This window comes from Brevundimonas sp. NIBR10 (assembly GCF_027912515.1).
Lineage (GTDB): Bacteria > Pseudomonadota > Alphaproteobacteria > Caulobacterales > Caulobacteraceae > Brevundimonas.
Genome location: NZ_CP115464.1, coordinates 3,225,179 through 3,242,718 on the forward strand (window position 1 = coordinate 3,225,179; position 17,540 = coordinate 3,242,718).

The following is a 17,540-nucleotide window of genomic DNA, read 5'->3' on the forward strand; positions in this document are numbered from 1 at the left end:
GACCCGGTGGGCGTCACCGAACGATGCGGTCCGTCGCGCTTGCGGCAGTTACCGTGCCGGGTCGCCTATTCCCACTCGATCGTGCCGGGCGGCTTGGACGTTACGTCATAGACCACGCGGTTCACGCCTCGGACCTCGTTGACAATCCGAGTCGCGCATTTGCCGAGGACGTCCCATGGAAACTCGAAGAAGTCCGCGGTCATGCCGTCGGTGGATGACACGGCGCGCAGGGCCAGGACCTTCTCATAGGTCCGGGCGTCGCCCATGACCCCGACGGTCTTGACCGGCAACAGCACGGCGAAGGCCTGCCAGATGCTGTCGTAGAGACCGGCCTTGCGGATTTCGTCGAGGTAGATGGCGTCGGCCTGTTGCAGGGTCTCGACGGCTTCGGGCGTGATCTCGCCCGGTATGCGGATGGCCAGGCCTGGTCCGGGGAACGGGTGGCGGCCGACGAAGGCATCGGTCAGGCCCAGCTCGCGGCCCAGAGCCCTAACTTCATCCTTGAACAGCTCGCGCAACGGCTCGACCAGCTTCAGCTTCATATAGTCGGGCAGGCCGCCCACGTTGTGGTGGCTCTTGATGACGTGGGCCTTGCCACTCGAAGAGGACACGCTCTCGATCACGTCGGGATAGAGGGTGCCCTGGGCCAGGAACTCGGCGCCCTCGATCTTGTTGGCCTCGCGGTCGAAGATCTCGATGAAGACCCGGCCGATGGTCTTGCGCTTGGTCTCGGGGTCCGACTGGCCCGCCAGTTCGCCGAGAAATTCCTTCGACGCATCAACGTGGATGAGGGGGATGTTGTAGTGCTCGCGGAACAGGGTCGTGACCTGTTTCGCCTCGTCCTTGCGCAGCAGGCCGGTGTCGACGAACACGCAGGTCAACTGGTCGCCGATGGCCTCATGGATCAGCACCGCCGCCACCGATGAATCGACCCCGCCGGACAGGCCGCAAATGACTTTGGCCGACCCGACCTGTTCGCGGATCTGGGCGATCTTCTCGTCGCGATAGGCAGCCATCGTCCAGTCGCCCTTCAGCCCGGCGATGCCGTGGGTGAAGTTCTTGAGCATCGTCGCGCCGCGCGGGGTGTGCATCACCTCGGGGTGGAACTGGACGCCGTAGAACCGGCGGGTCTCATCGGCGATGACGGCGTAGGGACTGCCGGCCGAGGTGGCGACGACGTCGAAGCCCTCGGGGATGGCGACGATCTTGTCGCCGTGGCTCATCCAGACGGTCTCGTCCTCGCCGACATCGGCCAGACCGGCCAGCAGTGGGGAGGATTTGGCGACGGTGATCTCCGCGCGGCCGAACTCGCGGGTGTGGCCGCCCTCGACCTTGCCGCCCAACTGTTCGCACATCGTCATCTCGCCGTAGCAGATGCCCAGCACGGGCACCCCGGCCTCGAACACGGCCTGGGGCGCGCGTGGGCTGCCCTCTTCGTGCACGCTCTCCGGACCACCCGACAGGATGATCGCTGCCGGCGTCATCGCCGCCAGCGCGACCTCCGCCTTCGCATAAGGATGAATCTCGCAATAGACGCTCGCCTCGCGCAGACGCCGCGCGATCAGCTGCGTCACCTGGCTGCCAAAATCGACGATGAGAACCTTCTGGTGATCGGTCATGGGGGCTCCAGTCAGGCGTCGGTGGGCTCGGCGGTCAGCCGGGTAAGTTCGTGTTCCAGCAGGTCCAGCGCCTCGGCGAGACCTTCGTCGATCACATGCAGGGTGTCGGTCCAGTCGGACAGCCCGGTCAGATCGGCCTTGCCGTCCGACACGCCGCGCAGGCCGATCACGGGCAGGCCGAACCGGGCGGCGGCGCGGACCACGGCATAGGTCTCCATGTCCACCATGTCGGCATCGATAGCGTCATAGGCCTCGCCAGAGACCACGCTGCCCCCGGTCGCCAGCCGCGCGTAGGGCTGGCCCTGCGGCCCGCTGGCCAAGGTCAGGCTGGCGGGCAGGTCCAGGAACGGCGTCACGCCGGGCGCAAAACCGAGCACGGTCGCATCCATGTCGCGATAGGCCACCTCGTCGATCCAGTAGATGCGACCATGATCCAGGGTCTGCGAACCGGCCGATCCCAGCGAGATCACCAGGTCCGGCAGGGTGTCCGTGCGGGCAAGTTCGGCGAGGGCCGCCGTCGTTTCGACTGCCGCCTCGACGGGTCCTACGCCGGTGATCAGCGGTTTGATCCGTGCACGGAGCGCTGGGCCGTATTCCGCCTCGGCCGCCATCACGCACAGCGCGGAGATGGGCCCGAAGGCCTTCAGTTCAAACGCCGCGCCGCTCACGCCCGCCGCTCATAAACGGCGGTGAAGAAGCCGTCGGTGCCCGTCGTCGCCGGCGAGAGCCGCAGCCGGTGCCCGCCCTCGGCCAGTTCGACCAGCCGGTTGCGACCCCCGTCGGTCAAGTGCGGCGACCCGACCGCCTCAGCCATCGGCACCGGCGCGAACCCGGGATGGTCCTCCTCGAAGGCATCCATGGTCGCCTCGTTCTCCTGCCTCAGCATCGAACAGGTCACATAGACCAGCCGTCCGCCCGGTTTCACCAGCTTGGCCGCCCGCGCGACGATCGCCATCTGGAGGGTGTGCATCCGGGCGACGTCTTCGGGCTTCAACCGCCAGGCGTCCTCGGGTTTGCGCCGCCAAGTGCCCGTGCCGGTGCAGGGGGCATCGACGAACACCACGTCGGCCTGTTCCACGAGGTCCTCGACCCCGCCGCCATTGGGCCCGAGTTGCAGCAGTTCCGCCGACACGCCCGCGCGTTGCAGCCGGGGCTTGATGTTGTCGAGCCGCTTCTGCACCACGTCACAGGCGATCAACCGCCCATCGATCCCGACCGGCGTCGGCGTCGCGCGCGATCCCTTCGGCGCTTCGACCCAGCCGGTCGGCGTCCAGACCTTTTCGGGCTCGGCAGGCTCGACCGGGCGGCGGTCACTGCCCTCCCCTGCCATGCCCATGGCGAGGCCCAGGGTCTTGCCCCCGCCCCCGGCGCAATAATCCACGACGGTCATCCCGGGCTGAGCTACGGCCAGGGCGCAGACGATCTGGCTGCCCTCGTCCTGAATTTCGATCCGACCGTCCTTGAAGGCCGCCAGCGCCTGGACGTTCGGCGGCGGCTCGGCCGACAGGCGCAGGCCCCAGGCCGACCAGGGCGTGCGCGCCGGGTTCAGCCCCGCCTCGCGCAGTTCCGCCTCGACCTCGGCCACCGTCGCCTTGGCTGCATTGACCCGCAGGTCGATCGGCGCGCGCGGCAGCATCAGCCCGGCGGCCTCTTCGGCCCATCGGTCGCCGAAGCTGGACTTGAAGTCCTCCATGACGAACTCGGGCAGGCCCGCCGCGATCCAGCCGGGCACCTCGTCCCCGGTCAGGCTGATGCGCGACCGCTCCTGCTTGGACAGGGGCTTGGGGCCGTATCCATCACCGGAATGCAGCGCCTCGATCTCCTCGATTGTCAACCCGTCGATCAAGCTAAGAGCGCCGATGACGAGGGCCCGCCCGTCCTCGCGCCCCCCCATGGCCCAGACCAGTCGGCCCCGCGCGCGCAGCACCTTGTAGACCTGATCGGCGATGGCCCGGCGGTCCTTGGACCCCGCATAGCGATTGGCAGTTCCCCAGGCCTTGAGCACGGCCTCGGCCGGTTGGCGGCCCTGGGCGATGGAATCCAGGACGGAGGCGGCGGCGGCGAGACGAGCGGCTGGGGTCACTTAGGCTTTCAAAGGAAAAGGGCGGCGACGATCATCAACAGACCGGCGAGCGATACGAGGAAGACCAGGCTGCGCAAGCCCGTAACGCCGAAGGCGTACAACGGGACATAGAGCACGCGAGCCCAGAAATAGAGCGTAGCGCCCCAGTACGTCAGAAATCCGTCCTCGCCCGAGACATGGGCGATCAGGACCGCCCCGAGGAACAGCGGCAGCGTCTCGTAGAGGTTGGCCTGGGCGCGTTCCAGCCGCCCTGTGACGACATTCGACGCCGGCACGTCTTCATCGCGCGGCCCGGCATTCCACTTCGGCCCATGCTGCAGCGTCCGACCTGTCGCGGGCAGGAATATCTGCACCACCGCCAGCAGAATGGTCAGGGCGGCATAGGTCAGTTCGGGCGTCATGTTGAACATCGTCTATCCCTGCCGATAGTTCGGCGCTTCGCGGGTGATCATCACGTCGTGGACATGGCTTTCGCGAAGGCCCGCCCCCGTGATGCGCACGAACTTCGCCCGCGCCTGGAACTCGGCGATATCGGGCGCGCCGACATAGCCCATGGCGGCGCGCAGGCCCCCGATCATCTGGTGCAGCACCGGCGCGATCGGTCCCTTGTAGGGGGTCTGGCCCTCGATGCCCTCGGGCACCAGCTTCTGGGTGTCCTCCACTTCCTTCTGGAAGTAGCGATCGGCGGAACCCGCGCCCATCGCCCCGACCGAGCCCATGCCGCGATAGCTCTTGTAGGACCGACCCTGGTACAGGAACACCTCGCCGGGGCTCTCGTCCGTGCCCGCGAACATCGAGCCCATCATGGCGACCGAGGCACCCGCCGCGATCGCCTTGGCCAGGTCGCCCGAGTATTTGATCCCGCCGTCGGCGATGACCGGAACGCCGGAATCCTTGGCCGCCCGCACCGAGTCGATGATGGCGGTCAGTTGCGGCACGCCGACGCCGGCGACGATGCGGGTGGTGCAGATGCTGCCCGGCCCGATCCCGACCTTCACTGCATCGGCACCGGCGTCGATCAGGGCGCGCGTGGCGTCGTATGTGGCCACGTTTCCGGCGATGATCTGGAGCCGGTTGTTCTCGCGCTTGATCCGCTCGACGACCCGCGCCACCTGGACCGAATGACCGTGGGCGGTGTCGATGACGACCACGTCGCAACCGGCGTCCGCGAGCGCCATGGCCCGCTCATAGCCCGCGTCGCCGACCGTGGAAGCCGCGCCGACCAGCAGACGTCCCTGCTCGTCCTTGGCGGCGTGCGGGTGGGCCTGGGCCTTCTCGATGTCCTTCATCGTGATCAGGCCGGTGGCGCGATAGTCCTCGTCGACAACGATGACCCGTTCGATCTTCTTGTCGCGAAGCAGCGCCCTCGCCTCGTCCCGCCCGGCGCCTTCACGCACAGTGATAAGATCGCCGGTCGTCATCAGCTCAGACGCCCGACGGTTCCGGTCGGTGTCGAACCGCATGTCGCGGTTGGTCAGGATGCCGACCAGACGCCCGGTCTGCGGATCGACCACCGGAAAGCCGCTGAATTTGCGCCGGGCGACGATGTCCCAGACCTCGCCCAGAGTCGTGTCCGGCGAGATGGTCACCGGGTTGATGACCATGCCGCTTTCGTAGCGTTTGACCTCGCGGACCTGATCGGCCTGCTGTTCGGCGCTCATGTTGCGGTGGATGATGCCCAGACCGCCGGCCTGGGCCATGGCGATCGCCAGCCGGCTTTCGGTCACTGTGTCCATCGCCGACGAGGTCAGCGGGATGTTCAGCCGGATGTCGCGCGTCAGCCGTGTGGACACATCCGCATCTGCGGGCAGTGTCTCGGACGGGCCGGGTTCGAGCAAAACATCGTCGAAGGTAAGGCCTTCGCGAATCTCCATGGGAGTCTCCGTTTTGCGGGCCGCCTATCCTCTTTCGCGGTTGCGAAGTCAACCTCCGCAGCGCCGGGCCCGGACTGAAGAAGGCCATCGTCGAAAGATCGACGCACGCCTTGCAACACATGCGACCCATTCTCATTTGCCAGTCATGGTCCAGATGATCGCCCAGTCTATCCGCCGGCTCGCGCTCAAGGTCGCGAGCTACGGCGTCATGCACCTGATCGTGGCGGTCCTTGTGGCATTCGCGATCACGCGCGATTGGAGAATGGCCCTGGCCGTCGGTGTCGTCGAGCCGATCTTCCAGACGTTTGCCTATACGATACACGATCGGATCTGGCACCGGATCGAACGGCGGGCGCGTCTGTCGATGGCCGAAGAAGGTGCCGAGGCCGTCTCCGCACGCCTCGACGTGATGGACCGGAACGAACAGTCGCGGCTGCACGGCCCCCATGGCCATTCGCACGGCCTGCCTCGCTCCCTGAAACAGGTCGCGTTGAAGACCGTGACCTACGGCGTCATGCATTTCGTCGTCGCCGTCAGTGTGGCGATGGCCCTGACCCAGAACTGGCGTCTGGCCCTAGCGATCGGCCTCGTCGAACCCCTCGTCCAGACCGTCTTCTTCACCCTGCACGACCGGATCTGGGCCCGGCTAGAGGCGCGCAAGGCGGCGCGCGCGTATGTAATCGCCTGATCTACCGCCGGTTCAGCGCCACCAGATAGACCTCCGACGACCCTTTCCGGCTCGCGGCCGGTTTCACGTATTTGACCTCATGGAAGGCCTCGCGCAGTTCGGCCAGGACGCGGCCCGCATCGCCGCCCTGGAAATTCTTGGTCACGAAATGCCCGCCGGGCTTCAGCGTGCGGATGGCGAAGTCCGAGGCGATTTCGATCAGGGCGATGATCTTCAGGTGATCCGTCTGGCGATGGCCGACCGTGTTGTGGGCCATGTCGGACAGCACCAGGTCGGGCTGCCCCCCAACGCGTCCAGCAACTGTTGGTCCACGCCAGGATCGGTGAAATCGGCCTGGATCAGGATCGAGCCCGGAATAGGCTCGATCGGCAACAGGTCCACACCGACCACATTGGCCGCACCTCGATTGACGCAGACCTGGACCCAGCCGCCCGGCGCGGCCCCTAGGTCGATGACGCGACAGCCCTTCTTGACCAGCCGGAACCGGTCGTCGATCTCCGAGAATTTAAAGGCGGCGCGGCTGCGATAGCCCTCGGCGCGGGCCTTCTCGGACCAGGGATCGGCCAGCTGGCGCTTGATCCACTGGATCGAGGACATCGACTTCTTGTCGGCCGTCTTCATCTGGGTGCCCATGCCGCGGCCGGCGGCGGTCCCGCCGCTGGGCGGGCGTACCATCTTGCGCCGGGCGGGCTCTGAATCCGTCACGGGGGGCTTTTCGTCGTCAGTCATGCTTCCCACATAGCCGTAGGCGACGTCACGGGCTATGACCCCCGCCACAATCGACAAAAGGAGCGCGCCGTTGGCCGACCAGACCCTGACCCTCACCCTCGACACCGGCGACGTTGTCATCAAGCTGCGGCCCGACCTGGCACCCGGCCACGTGGCCCGCATCACCGAACTGGCCGGCGAAGGCTTCTATGACGGCGTGGTCTTCCACCGCGTCATCGCCGGCTTCATGGCCCAGGGCGGCGACCCGACCGGCACCGGCACCTCGGGCTCCAAGAAGCCCAACCTGAAGGCCGAGTTCTCGGCCGAGCGCCACGTGCGCGGCGTCTGCTCGATGGCCCGCACGTCGCAGCCCGACACCGCCAACTCGCAGTTCTTCATCTGCCTGGACGACGCGACCTTCCTGGATCGCCAGTACACCGTCTGGGGCGAAGTGATCGAGGGTATGGACCATGTCGACGCCCTGCCAAAGGGCGAGCCGCCCGGAACCCGGGCAAGATCATCAAGGCGACCGTCAACTGACGTGAACCGGGGCGGCCCTCACGGGTCGCCCTTTTCACATCGCCCGTCGGTTCAGGGCAGCCGAAGCAGGATCGGCAACCACCCGGCACGCTGCGCCAGCTCGATCCCCTCGAACACCGGGATCGCCGCCAGGAAGACCAGCCCGTCGCGCAGGGTGGTCAGGAAGAATCGGGGGCGTATGTTCAGTTCGTCCTCGTCCCGCCACTTCGAGAAGTCCGGCCCGCAACGCGGTGTCCGTGCCATGTATGATTTGTAGGTCTCGCCGAACTCGGCCGACAGCCAGGCCTCCTCCTTGGCGATGGTCATGCGGAACACCACCACCGCGATGACGACGAACAGGGCCGCGATGGTCAGGCTTCCCGTCTGGGCGCCGACACCGAACGCGCCCGCATAGCTGAACACATACAGCGGGTTCCGGCTGAGGGAGTAAGGCCCCGTCGACACGATCTCGGCCTTCTTGCGCCCACCGATGTAGAGCGAGCACCAGGCACGGCCGACGATGCTGAAGACGATGGCACCGAGACCGAACGCCTCCACGCCGCTATGAACCGCGCCCTCGCCCCACCAGGTCGTGCTGAACATCGCCAGGCCGACCGCGGCCAGCAAGGCCACGCCCAGCACCCATTTGCGGATTTTCTGGATGCGCTGAAGGTCGAACGTATCGGGGGTCGCGGTTGTCATGGTCGTTTCGTCAATCCTGATCGGGTGGAGACGATGACGACCAAGCCAAGCTTGACGCAAGAGCTATCTTTGCGACTGAAAATCGGCCGCGATCAGCGGTCCATCGCCCGGTCCAGCGCCCGGAACGCCGATACCGCCACCTCGGTCGCGCTGGCGAACACCGACGGGGTGATCCGCTCGAAATCGTCGGACGGCCGGTGATAGTCGGGGTGGTAGTCGACGCCCAGATACAGGAACGGGATACCGGCCTTGAAGAAGGCACCATGGTCAGACGCCTCGACCCAGTTGTTCGCGCCCGTATCCTGAGGCGTGTCCTTGCCGAAGGCCAGGGAGACGGGGCCGACCGCCGTGACTGACTCCAGCATCGGACGCAGCGTCGGGTGCTGCCAGGTCCCGGTGACCCAGAGATGGCCGTCAGCTTCGGCGCGGGCGGTCATGTCGAAATTCAGGTTCAAGGCGATGGAGGTCAGGGGCACCGGCGGGGCCTGGACGAAATGCTTGGCGCCGATCAGCCCGCGCTCCTCGCCGTCGAAGGCCACGATGATGACGCTGTGCTCGGGCGGTTGGGCCTTCAGCCGGGTGGCGATCTCCAGCATGGTGGCTACGCCCGACGCATTGTCGTCCGCCCCGTTGTAGATCAGACCGTCCCGGGTCCCGACGTGGTCATAATGGGCGCTGATGACGATATAGCGGTCGGGCACGCGCGTCCCGGGGATGAGGCCGAGGATATTGGTCCCCGCATACCGTTTCGGACCCGTCCGGGTAGGGACCTCGGCCGCGAACGGCTGCAACCGGCCCATGGGCGGGGCCGCGATCCCGATCGCCTCCAGCCGCGACACGATATAGGCCCGCGCCCGCTCACCGCCGGGCGAGCCGGTATCACGCCCCTCCATGTCATCGGCCGAAAGGATGCGAACGTCCGCCAGCAGTTGCTCGGGGACCGGCTGTAGCGGCGGCGCGGCGGCGGCGGCCGGAGCCGGGGCCGCTTCCGGCAAAAGGCCGACCGTATCGCAGGCAGACAGTCCCAGCAGCGCCGCCAGGGTGAGGCCCGCGATCGCGGCGGTGTTCGAGCGGGACATGGCGACTCCTGGATACAGGCCGGATGCATAATCCGCCGCTGCGACCGCGTCAGCTTAAGATCGTGTCATGGTCCGCTCCGATGCTAAACCGAGGACCGACTCCAGCGTTTGCGATTCCCATGGCCGAGACACCCGTAGAAGACCTGACCGAGCCCCAGGCGCGCGACGAACTGGCCCGTCTGGCGACCGCCATGGCCGAGGCCGACGCCCTCTATGCCGAAGCCGCACCCGAGATCACCGACGCCGAATACGATGCGCTCAAGGCCCGCAACCTGGCCATCGAGACGCGGTTTCCGGCCATGGTCCGCGAGGATTCGCCGTCGCTGAAGGTCGGCGCGCCTGTGTCCGCGCAGTTCTCGGAAGTCCGACACGGCGTCCCCATGCTGTCGCTCGACAACGCCTTCGACGAGGGCGACGTCGCCGACTTCGTGGCCCGGATCCAGCGCTTCCTGAAACTGCCCGCCGCAGATCCGGTCGCCTTCGTCGCAGAGCCCAAGATCGACGGTCTGTCCGCCAACATCCGCTATGAGAAGGGCGTCCTGGTCCAGGGGGCGACGCGCGGCGACGGCCGGGCCGGCGAGGATATAACGGCCAATCTTAAGACCATTTCCGACATCCCGCATCGGCTGTCCGGCACCGGCTGGCCGGACCTGATCGAGGTGCGGGGCGAGGTCTATGCCCCCAATGACGCCTTCGCCGCCTTCAATGCCGCAGCCGAGGCGGCGGGCTCGCGGACCTATGCCAACCCCCGGAACTTCGCCGCCGGGTCGCTGCGCCAGATCGATCCGACGGTCACGGCGGCCCGCCCCCTCGCCTTCTTCGCCTACGCCTGGGGCCAGGTTTCTGCGCCCTTCGCCGAGACGCAGGAAGGGGCGCTGAACGCGCTGAAATCCTGGGGCTTCAAGGTCAATCCGCGCTCGGTCCGGGTCGAGGACACAGCGGGTCTCATGGATATCTATCGCGGTCTGGAGACCGACCGCGCCGGCCTCGGCTATGACATCGACGGGGTGGTCTACAAGGTGGATCGGCTGGACTGGCAGGAGCGGCTCGGCTTCGTCTCGCGCAGCCCCCGCTGGGCCATCGCCCACAAATTCCCGGCGCAACAGGCGACCACTGTGCTGGAGGGGATCGACATCCAGGTCGGCCGCACCGGCTCCCTGACCCCCGTAGCGCGCCTGGCCCCCGTGACCGTCGGCGGCGTCGTGGTCAGGAACGCCACCCTGCACAACGAGGACGAGATCGCGAGGAAGGACGTACGGCTCGGCGACACCGTCGTCCTGCAACGCGCCGGCGACGTCATCCCCCAGATCGTCTCCGTGGTGCTCGAGAAACGCCCAACCGACGCCGCGCCTTACGTCTTCCCGACCCACTGCCCCGTCTGTGGCTCGGAGGCCGTGCGTGAGGGCGATGATGTGCGCCGACGCTGCACCGGGGGCCTGATCTGCAATGCTCAATTGATCGAACGCCTGAAGCATTTCGTTTCCCGCCGCGCCTTCGACATCGAGGGCCTCGGCGAGAAACAGTTGATCGCCTTCCATGATCGCGGCTGGATCAACGAGCCCGCCGACATCTTCCGCCTGGCCCGGGACACCGAAAAACTGGACCAGCTTCGCGCCGAGGACGGCTATGGCGAGACCAGCGTACGGAACCTGATCGCGGGCATCGACGCGCGGCGCAACATCGCGCTGGAGCGGCTGATCTTCGCCTTGGGTATCCGCGATATCGGGGATCAGACCTCGCTGCTGCTGGCGCGGCATTTCGGCGACTGGGCCAGCTTCCATGCGGCAGGACTGGACGCCGCCTCCGGCCTGCCCTCGCCCGAATGGACCCTGCTGGCCGAGGGCCACGGCGTCTCACCCCGCACCCTGTCCGTCATGGCCGCTGCCGAACTGTCGCCTGCCGATCCCTGGCCGGAAGCCCCGATCGACCAGAAGCTGGCCCTCGCCTTCCCCGGCATCGCCGCCCCGGCCCGGCGCGCCCTGGCCCCGTTGGCAAGCGATTGGGCCGGCATCCGCGAGCTGGCACGGATCGCCCGGGAGGACGGCCCGTCCATGACGCTCGGCGAGATCGCCGGCATCGCCGGCGTGGGCCCCGTCGCGGCGCGCGCCATCGCCGACTTCTTCCACGAGGCTCACAACCGCGCGGTCGTCGATGCCCTGATCGCCGAACTCGCTCTGATCGTGGATGCCGAACGGCCGAAGACCGACAGCCCGGTTGCGGGCAAGACCGTGGTCTTCACCGGCTCGCTCGAACGCTTCACCCGCGACGAGGCCAAGGCCCGCGCCGAAAGCCTGGGGGCCAAGGTGTCGGGGTCGGTGTCGAAGAAGACCGACTATGTCGTCGCTGGCCCCGGCGCAGGCTCCAAACTGGCCGATGCCCAGAAGCACGGGGTCGCCGTGCTGACCGAGGACGAATGGCTGGCGCTCATTTCCTGATTCATGTCCCCTCGTTTGAATGGAGACAGGATTTGCGTCGAAAGCGATCAAGCCTGGTCTGCGTCCGGAGGCCGGAAGGAACAGGAAATGTCACGGTGACAGAAACGAACGTGACATTGCGCTGATGCAAGTCGATCCAGTTCGTCTACAAATCAATGCGTTAGCAGATCGGGCCATCTGCATCGGCTCCAGATTATGTGAAATTGGGACGGCCGGCCCTGATGGCTCGCCTCGTCGCATTGTCAAAGACCCTCTGGCGAAGTGGAGGCCGAAAGGCTCGGTTTTAAGTAGCCGCTCTGATTATATTCCTATACATTTGATGAGGCGGTCGTCGGTCGAGTTGGTACGGCCTGAGGGGCGTAGGAGCCCCCTCACCCCTCAGCGGTTAAGCGCTGAACGCGCCGCCTCGGCATAGCGATGACCCGATGCCGCATCGCGGGGGAAGACCGCTTCGATCTCGGCCAGGTCTTCGGGCGTCAGGACGACGTCTGCCGCCGCCGCATTGTCCTCCAGCGTCGCGATCCGCCGGGTACCCGGGATGGGGACCAGGTCGTCACCTTGCGCCAGCACCCACGCCAGGGCCAGTTGCGCCGCCGTGATGCCCCGGTCGTGGGCGATGGCCTTGACCGCCTCGACGAGGTCGAGGTTCTTCTGGAAATTCTCGCCCATGAAGCGGGGGTTGGAACGGCGGAAGTCGCCCTCTTCCAGGTCATCGATCGACCGGATCTCACCCGACAGGAAGCCACGGCCCAGCGGGCTGTAGGGGACGAAGCCGATACCGAGTTCACGCACCGTCGTCAGGATGTCGCCCTCGGGCTCGCGGCTCCACAGGGAGTATTCGGTCTGAAGCGCCGTGATCGGATGGGTGGCGTGGGCCCGGCGGATGGTGTCGGGCGCGGCCTCCGACAGGCCCAGGAACCGGACCTTGCCCTCGGTGACCAGCTCGGCCATCGCCCCGACCGTCTCCTCGATCGGCGTGTCGGCATCGACGCGGTGCAGATAGTAGAGATCGACATGATCCATGCCGAGGCGGGTCAGGCTGCCTTCGATCGATCGGCGGGCGTTGGCGGGCGAGCCGTCCACCTTCAGCGCCGTGCGATCGGCGTTGTAACCGATGCCGAATTTCGTCGCGACGAAGGCCCTGTCGCGTCGGTCAGCCAGCGCCTTGCCGACCTGGATTTCATTGGTGTGGGGGCCGTACATCTCGGCCGTGTCGAACAGGGTAATGCCCAGGTCCAGAGCGCGGTGAATCACGGCCGTCGCCTGCGCCTCGTCCGACGGGGTCCCGTAGAAGGACGCCATTCCCATGCAGCCCAGGCCGATGGCAGACACTTCGGGACCATTCGGTCCGAGACGACGGGTCTTCATGGGCGTACTCCTGAGGCTGAGCTGAAACCTGAAGGTCGGCACCGCCCCGTCGATCCGCAAGGTCAGACCGCCGAAACGATATCCGTCTGTGCGAAGTCATCACCCTTGAACAGCAGGGGCTCACCGGTCTGTTTGGCGAGGGCGTAGGCGAAGCAGTCGCCGAAGTTCAGCTTTGCCGGATGGTTCTTCTTGCCGAACCGCCTGTAGGCGGCGCGGGCAAGCCGGGCTGTATCGGCATCCACCTCCACGATCTCGGCTTCGACCCCCGACAACAATCGATCAACCTTCAACGATGTGGGTTCGTCCCGCCAGTTGTCGACCACCATGCCGAACTCGAAATAGGTCACAGCCGACAAGCGTACCCTTGGCTCGCGGATCAGGATGGACAGGAACCGCTCGGCTTCGGGCTCGGAATTGATAATCGCGACCAGCGCGGACGTGTCGACGATCAAATCGGCAAGCCCGTTTCGGGGTCGTAGAATTCCGCAGTGGGGTCTTCCGTCTCGAAGAACTCGGGGGGTGCCGCTTTCCGAATTTCATCCACGAGGGCCAACAACTCTTCCATCGTCGCCTTCTTCTTTACCGGCTCCGGCTCGCGCGCCAACTGCTCGCGCAGGGCGTAAGTCACTACACCCGTCAGGCTTTCGCCGCGTCGGGCCGCCAGTTCCTTGGCCAGCCTGTGGGTCTCGGGGTTCTTGATGTTCAGCATGGTAGAACCGCTTCTACCACATGGCCCAACTCCCTCAAAGCGGCGCGCAGGCCGCTTTCAGCCACGCCAATGCCGCCGCATCCGCCTGCATCCCCTCTGCCAGCAGCGGCCCGACCTTGGCCAGGGCTTCGGCATGGTAGGCGTCGACATAGGCCCGCTCGGCCGTCGTCAGCATCTCGACGTCGATCAGTTTGCGGTCCAGCGGCGCGAACGTCAGTTGCTCGAACCCATGCATCGGCCGCTCGCCGCTCGGTATGGGCTCGGGCGCCGTGACGACCTGCAGCGTCTCGATCCGGATGCCCCAGTGCCCTTCGCGATAGTAGCCCGGCTCGTTGGACAGGATCATCCCGGTCAGCAGCGGCTGGGTGTTGACCGCCTTGGCGATCCGCTGCGGCCCTTCGTGGACGCCGAGGTAGGACCCGACGCCGTGGCCCGTGCCATGGTCGTAATCGAGCCCGGCCATCCACATCGGCTGGCGCGCGATGGCGTCCAGCTGATGCCCCGTCGTCCCCGCCGGGAAGCGGATCGTCGCCATGGCGATATGGCCCTTGAGGACCAGGGTGAACATCCGCCGCTGGTCGGCGGTCGGCTCGCCGATCGCCACGGTCCGGGTCACGTCGGTGGTGCCGTCCAGATACTGACCGCCGCCGTCGACCAGCAGGAGCGACCCCTTCTCGATCCGCCGGATTTTGTCGCCCACGGGCTTGTAGTGCGGCAGGGCGCCGTTGGGCCCGGCCCCGGCGATGGTGTCGAAAGACAGGTCCTTCAGAGCCCCCGTGGCCTCGCGGAAACCCTCCAGCACGCCGACGATCTCGCGCTCGCTGGGCAGGGTGTCCTGCGCCACCGTATCGACCCAGTGCAGGAACCGGGTCAGGGCGGCACCGTCACGGATGTGGGCCCGACGCGTCCCCTCGATCTCGACGGGGTTCTTGGCCGCGCGCGGCACGGCGCACGGGTCCATGGCGCGCACGATCCTGGCCCCCGCCCTTTCCAGCCGGTCGAAATACCAGGCAGAGGATTGGACCGGATCGATCAGCACCGTCTTGCCCGCCAGCGCGTCCAGCGCCGCTTCCAGAGCCTCGCTCGGCTTCAGGGTGACGGCGTCCCCCAGCCAGCCGGGCAACTCATTGGTCACCTTGGCGGGATCGACGAACAGGTCCGCGGTTCCATCGGCGTTTAGGATGGCCTGACCCATGGGCAGGGGCGAACGGATCACGTCCCCGCCCCTGACGTTGAACAGCCAGGCAATCGACGGCGCTGCGGTCAGGACCGCCGCGTCCGCTCCGACCTCGGCCACGGCGCGGCCGATCCGTTCGCGCTTGGAGGAATGGCTTTCGCCTGAGTATCGGTCCTCGTGCGGCACGATCGGGGCCTGCGGCTGGGCCGGACGGGCCTCGGCCCAGGCGGCGTCCAGGGGATTGACATCGACCGGCCTCAGCGCCGCGCCGGCCTTCGCGACCGCGCGCTCCAGGGTCTCCAGCGCATCCGGGCTATGCAGCCGGGCGTCATAACCGATCACCGCCCCCTTGGGCGCCCGCTCCAGATAGGCCGGCACCCCGCCCTCGACGAGGTCGAGGATCTCGAACTGATCCGCATCGACCTGCGCACGCACCTGAACGGTATAGCGACCGTCCGCGAACACCGCCGCCCGATCCGTCATCACCACGGCGGCCCCCGCCGAGCCGGTGAACCCCGTCAGCCAAGCCAGACGGTCGTTGGCCTCGGGCAGATATTCGTTCTGATGCTCGTCCTCATGCGGGACCAGCAGGCCGTCCAGCCCCTGCTCCAGCAATCGCGCGCGCACGAGCGGGAGGTGTTTCGCCCCAAAGGACGGATCGGTGGTTTCGTCGAAGGTCTGGCGCATGGCGCAGACCTAATCCCCTCCGCCGAACGTCTCAAGCCGCCCGTGCGCTTGGCCGCGTCGGATCAGGTCGCCCAGACGGGCTTGCGCTTGTCGAGGAAGGCGCGGACGCCTTCCTGGCCCTCGGCGGACACACGGGCACGGGCGATCCGCCTGGCGGTGTCTTCCATCAGGCCGGTATCCAGCCGATGCCCCGCCACATGATGCACCAGCCGCTTGGCGTCGCCCATGGCTCCCGGCGCGCTGCCGCCCAGACTGTCGGTCAGCATGGTCACGAAGCTGTCGATCGCCGCCTCGTCGGGCAGGACCATGTCGATCAGCCCCAGATGGGCGGCATAGCCGGCATCAAAGGTGTTTCCCGTAAGGAACAGCGCCCGCGCCCGCCGCGCCCCCACTGCCTCGACCACATAGGGGGCGATGGTCGCGGGGATCAGACCCAGCTTGACCTCGGAGAAGGCGAACCGGGCCCCCTCGACGGCCACCGCCATGTCGCAGGCGCAGACCATCCCGGCTCCGCCCCCCATGGCCGCACCCTCGACGATGGCGACCGTCAGGGCCGGGACGTCGTGAAGGCTTTTAAGCATCCGGGCCAGACCCATGGCGTCGTCGCGGTTGTCGCTCTCGGACCAGTCGGCGGCGGCGCGCATCCAGGACAGGTCGGCCCCGGCGCTGAAGGTCCCCCCCGCCCCGCGCAGGAAGACGACCCGTACATGGTCCGCCCCATGCAGCGTCTCGAACGCCTCATGCAGGGCCGCGATGGTGGCGGCGTCGAAGGCATTCTTCTTCTGCGGCCGGTTGATGGTGACGAAGACGACGCCGTCGCTCGTCGATTCGATCTGGACCAGGTCGTCGTTGGCGTCCGGCGCGGCACCGGGCACCAGGGGCTGGGCGATGCTGTTGACCACGGCGGCCTCGGCGTCGGTGATGTCCAGCGCATTCAGATCGGCTTCGGACGGGGTATCGGTCATGGTGGAACTCCTGGTTCGCGACACGGATAGTCCCCGCGCCGCGCCGTTGCTAGAGACGGCTCATACAGGAGAACGCGCGATGAGCCTGACCGGCGCCTACGACCCCGCAAACATCTTCGCCCGCATCCTCAAGGGCGAGATTCCCGCCGTGAAGGTCTGGGAGGACGACGACGTCCTCGCCTTCATGGATGTCTTTCCGCAATCCGAGGGTCATGTTCTGGTGATCTCCAAGACCTCGCGGGCCCGAAACCTGCTGGAGGTCGAGCCCGAGGTGCTGGCGACGTTGGCCGCCGCAACCCAGCGCACCGCCCGCGCCGTGGCGAAGGCCCTGTCGCCCGAGGGCTTCAGCATCATGCAGTTCAACGGCGAGGCCGGCGGCCAGACCGTGTTCCACCTGCATTTCCACATCATCCCGCGCTGGGCCGATCGCCCGCTCAAGGGCCACGGCCACGCTCCCATGGCCGACGCCGACGTGTTGAGATCGCTGGCGGAACGGATCGCTGCCGCTCTCGACTAGAGCGGGCCCCGGAAGATGAACCAGGCCCCGCCGATGATCAGGGCGAACCCCACGGCGTGGTTCAGCGTGAGCTTCTCGCCCAGGAAGGTCACGGAGAAGACCGCGAACACGATCAGGGTGATCACCTCCTGCATCGTCTTCAGCTCAGCCGTCGAATAGACCTGATGGCCGATCCGGTTGGCCGGCACCGCCAGGCAGTACTCGAACAGAGCGATGCCCCAGCTGACGATCACCACGATCCACAGCGGCCTGGACCCAAACTTCAGATGGCCGTACCAGGCCGCCGTCATGAAGACGTTGGAGGCGACCAGCATCAGGATCGGCGCGAGATAGGGGAAGGACAGCTTCATGCGCGGCAATGTGCTTGCCCGCGACCGATTGTGCCAGCATAAGGCCGCGATCCGACGCCC

The 17,540-nt window shown here is 66.8% G+C and carries 16 protein-coding genes and 2 pseudogenes; 4 read left to right on the top strand and 14 right to left on the bottom strand.

What is annotated here, in order from left to right:
* Positions 1 to 65: 65 nt before the first annotated feature.
* From guaA to guaB, 5 genes are read right to left on the bottom strand one after another with little or no spacing between them, the layout of a single operon-like run.
* On the bottom strand, positions 66 to 1,619 hold the full coding sequence (guaA, locus tag O5K39_RS15820; protein WP_271144564.1) for a glutamine-hydrolyzing GMP synthase: 1,554 nt from the start codon (positions 1,617 to 1,619) through the stop codon (positions 66 to 68).
* Positions 1,620 to 1,630: 11 nt separating this feature from the next.
* Positions 1,631 to 2,287, bottom strand: a complete 657-nt coding sequence (locus O5K39_RS15825) for a 5'-methylthioadenosine/S-adenosylhomocysteine nucleosidase (RefSeq protein ID WP_271144565.1) — start codon at positions 2,285 to 2,287, stop codon at positions 1,631 to 1,633.
* Positions 2,284 to 3,702 (bottom strand): RsmB/NOP family class I SAM-dependent RNA methyltransferase, encoded by a 1,419-nt coding sequence (locus tag O5K39_RS15830; protein WP_271144566.1) that lies wholly within the window; start codon positions 3,700 to 3,702, stop codon positions 2,284 to 2,286. The genes O5K39_RS15825 and O5K39_RS15830 overlap by 4 nt, the downstream gene beginning before the upstream one ends.
* A gap of 8 nt (positions 3,703 to 3,710) precedes the next feature.
* Complete coding sequence (locus O5K39_RS15835; RefSeq protein ID WP_271144567.1) at positions 3,711 to 4,112, bottom strand: MAPEG family protein; 402 nt, start codon at positions 4,110 to 4,112, stop codon at positions 3,711 to 3,713.
* A 3-nt stretch (positions 4,113 to 4,115) separates the two neighbouring features.
* Positions 4,116 to 5,576 (bottom strand): IMP dehydrogenase, encoded by a 1,461-nt coding sequence (guaB, locus tag O5K39_RS15840; protein ID WP_271144568.1) that lies wholly within the window; start codon positions 5,574 to 5,576, stop codon positions 4,116 to 4,118.
* Between the two features lie 145 nt (positions 5,577 to 5,721).
* On the opposite strand from guaB, the gene O5K39_RS15845 reads away from it, so the two are divergent.
* A complete protein-coding gene (locus O5K39_RS15845) occupies positions 5,722 to 6,264 on the top strand; it encodes a DUF2061 domain-containing protein (RefSeq protein ID WP_271144569.1) in 543 nt (180 codons plus the stop codon).
* Positions 6,265 to 6,327: 63 nt separating this feature from the next.
* On the opposite strand, the pseudogene O5K39_RS15850 reads toward O5K39_RS15845, so the two are convergent.
* A pseudogene (locus O5K39_RS15850) lies at positions 6,328 to 7,113 on the bottom strand (RlmE family RNA methyltransferase).
* On the opposite strand from O5K39_RS15850, the pseudogene O5K39_RS15855 reads away from it, so the two are divergent.
* Positions 7,028 to 7,474, top strand: a pseudogene (locus O5K39_RS15855) (peptidylprolyl isomerase); the annotation flags it as partial. The pseudogenes O5K39_RS15850 and O5K39_RS15855 sit on opposite strands and share 86 nt — an antisense overlap.
* 89 nt (positions 7,475 to 7,563) lie before the next feature.
* On the opposite strand, the gene O5K39_RS15860 reads toward O5K39_RS15855, so the two are convergent.
* Together O5K39_RS15860 and O5K39_RS15865 are read right to left on the bottom strand one after the other, a co-directional pair.
* Positions 7,564 to 8,193 carry an isoprenylcysteine carboxylmethyltransferase family protein gene (locus O5K39_RS15860; protein ID WP_271144570.1) on the bottom strand — a complete coding sequence of 210 codons (630 nt, stop codon included), beginning with the start codon at positions 8,191 to 8,193 and terminating at the stop codon, positions 7,564 to 7,566.
* 92 nt (positions 8,194 to 8,285) lie between these two features.
* Positions 8,286 to 9,272 carry a M20/M25/M40 family metallo-hydrolase gene (locus O5K39_RS15865; protein WP_271144571.1) on the bottom strand — a complete coding sequence of 329 codons (987 nt, stop codon included), beginning with the start codon at positions 9,270 to 9,272 and terminating at the stop codon, positions 8,286 to 8,288.
* Between the two features lie 119 nt (positions 9,273 to 9,391).
* Between O5K39_RS15865 and ligA the strand changes: the two genes are divergently transcribed.
* Complete coding sequence (gene ligA / locus O5K39_RS15870) at positions 9,392 to 11,707, top strand: NAD-dependent DNA ligase LigA (RefSeq protein WP_271144572.1); 2,316 nt, start codon at positions 9,392 to 9,394, stop codon at positions 11,705 to 11,707.
* A 378-nt stretch (positions 11,708 to 12,085) separates the two neighbouring features.
* Here the strand turns inward: ligA and O5K39_RS15875 are convergent, their stop codons facing one another.
* The 5 genes from O5K39_RS15875 to O5K39_RS15895 form a co-directional block, all read right to left on the bottom strand.
* Positions 12,086 to 13,075 (bottom strand): aldo/keto reductase, encoded by a 990-nt coding sequence (locus O5K39_RS15875; RefSeq protein ID WP_271144573.1) that lies wholly within the window; start codon positions 13,073 to 13,075, stop codon positions 12,086 to 12,088.
* A gap of 62 nt (positions 13,076 to 13,137) precedes the next feature.
* Entirely contained in the window at positions 13,138 to 13,527 is a 390-nt protein-coding gene (locus tag O5K39_RS15880; RefSeq protein WP_271144574.1) for a type II toxin-antitoxin system VapC family toxin, read from the bottom strand.
* Positions 13,524 to 13,784, bottom strand: coding sequence for a type II toxin-antitoxin system VapB family antitoxin (locus O5K39_RS15885; protein ID WP_271144575.1), 261 nt, complete (start codon positions 13,782 to 13,784; stop codon positions 13,524 to 13,526). The genes O5K39_RS15880 and O5K39_RS15885 overlap by 4 nt, the downstream gene beginning before the upstream one ends.
* A 34-nt stretch (positions 13,785 to 13,818) precedes the next feature.
* Complete coding sequence (locus O5K39_RS15890; RefSeq protein ID WP_271144576.1) at positions 13,819 to 15,648, bottom strand: aminopeptidase P family protein; 1,830 nt, start codon at positions 15,646 to 15,648, stop codon at positions 13,819 to 13,821.
* Positions 15,649 to 15,710: 62 nt separating this feature from the next.
* Positions 15,711 to 16,613, bottom strand: a complete 903-nt coding sequence (locus O5K39_RS15895) for an enoyl-CoA hydratase-related protein (protein WP_271144577.1) — start codon at positions 16,611 to 16,613, stop codon at positions 15,711 to 15,713.
* 79 nt (positions 16,614 to 16,692) lie between these two features.
* Here O5K39_RS15895 and O5K39_RS15900 point away from each other — a divergent pair, with 79 nt between their 5' ends.
* Positions 16,693 to 17,130 carry an HIT family protein gene (locus tag O5K39_RS15900; RefSeq protein ID WP_271144578.1) on the top strand — a complete coding sequence of 146 codons (438 nt, stop codon included), beginning with the start codon at positions 16,693 to 16,695 and terminating at the stop codon, positions 17,128 to 17,130.
* On the opposite strand, the gene O5K39_RS15905 is transcribed toward O5K39_RS15900, so the two are convergent.
* A complete protein-coding gene (locus tag O5K39_RS15905) occupies positions 17,127 to 17,480 on the bottom strand; it encodes a DMT family protein (protein ID WP_271144579.1) in 354 nt (117 codons plus the stop codon). The genes O5K39_RS15900 and O5K39_RS15905 overlap by 4 nt on opposite strands.
* Positions 17,481 to 17,540: the final 60 nt, after the last annotated feature.

Excerpts from the sequence above, each read along its gene's own strand:
- guaA (WP_271144564.1), bottom strand. The coding sequence starts at position 1,619 with ATGACCGATCACCAGAAGGTTCTCATCGTCGATTTTGGCAGCCAGGTG.
- O5K39_RS15835 (WP_271144567.1), bottom strand. The coding sequence starts at position 4,112 with ATGTTCAACATGACGCCCGAACTGACCTATGCCGCCCTGACCATTCTG.
- guaB (WP_271144568.1), bottom strand. The coding sequence starts at position 5,576 with ATGGAGATTCGCGAAGGCCTTACCTTCGACGATGTTTTGCTCGAACCC.
- O5K39_RS15845 (WP_271144569.1), top strand. The coding sequence starts at position 5,722 with ATGGTCCAGATGATCGCCCAGTCTATCCGCCGGCTCGCGCTCAAGGTC.
- O5K39_RS15860 (WP_271144570.1), bottom strand. The coding sequence starts at position 8,193 with ATGACAACCGCGACCCCCGATACGTTCGACCTTCAGCGCATCCAGAAA.
- O5K39_RS15865 (WP_271144571.1), bottom strand. The coding sequence starts at position 9,272 with ATGTCCCGCTCGAACACCGCCGCGATCGCGGGCCTCACCCTGGCGGCG.
- ligA (WP_271144572.1), top strand. The coding sequence starts at position 9,392 with ATGGCCGAGACACCCGTAGAAGACCTGACCGAGCCCCAGGCGCGCGAC.
- O5K39_RS15875 (WP_271144573.1), bottom strand. The coding sequence starts at position 13,075 with ATGAAGACCCGTCGTCTCGGACCGAATGGTCCCGAAGTGTCTGCCATC.
- O5K39_RS15885 (WP_271144575.1), bottom strand. The coding sequence starts at position 13,784 with ATGCTGAACATCAAGAACCCCGAGACCCACAGGCTGGCCAAGGAACTG.
- O5K39_RS15890 (WP_271144576.1), bottom strand. The coding sequence starts at position 15,648 with ATGCGCCAGACCTTCGACGAAACCACCGATCCGTCCTTTGGGGCGAAA.
- O5K39_RS15895 (WP_271144577.1), bottom strand. The coding sequence starts at position 16,613 with ATGACCGATACCCCGTCCGAAGCCGATCTGAATGCGCTGGACATCACC.
- O5K39_RS15900 (WP_271144578.1), top strand. The coding sequence starts at position 16,693 with ATGAGCCTGACCGGCGCCTACGACCCCGCAAACATCTTCGCCCGCATC.
- O5K39_RS15905 (WP_271144579.1), bottom strand. The coding sequence starts at position 17,480 with ATGAAGCTGTCCTTCCCCTATCTCGCGCCGATCCTGATGCTGGTCGCC.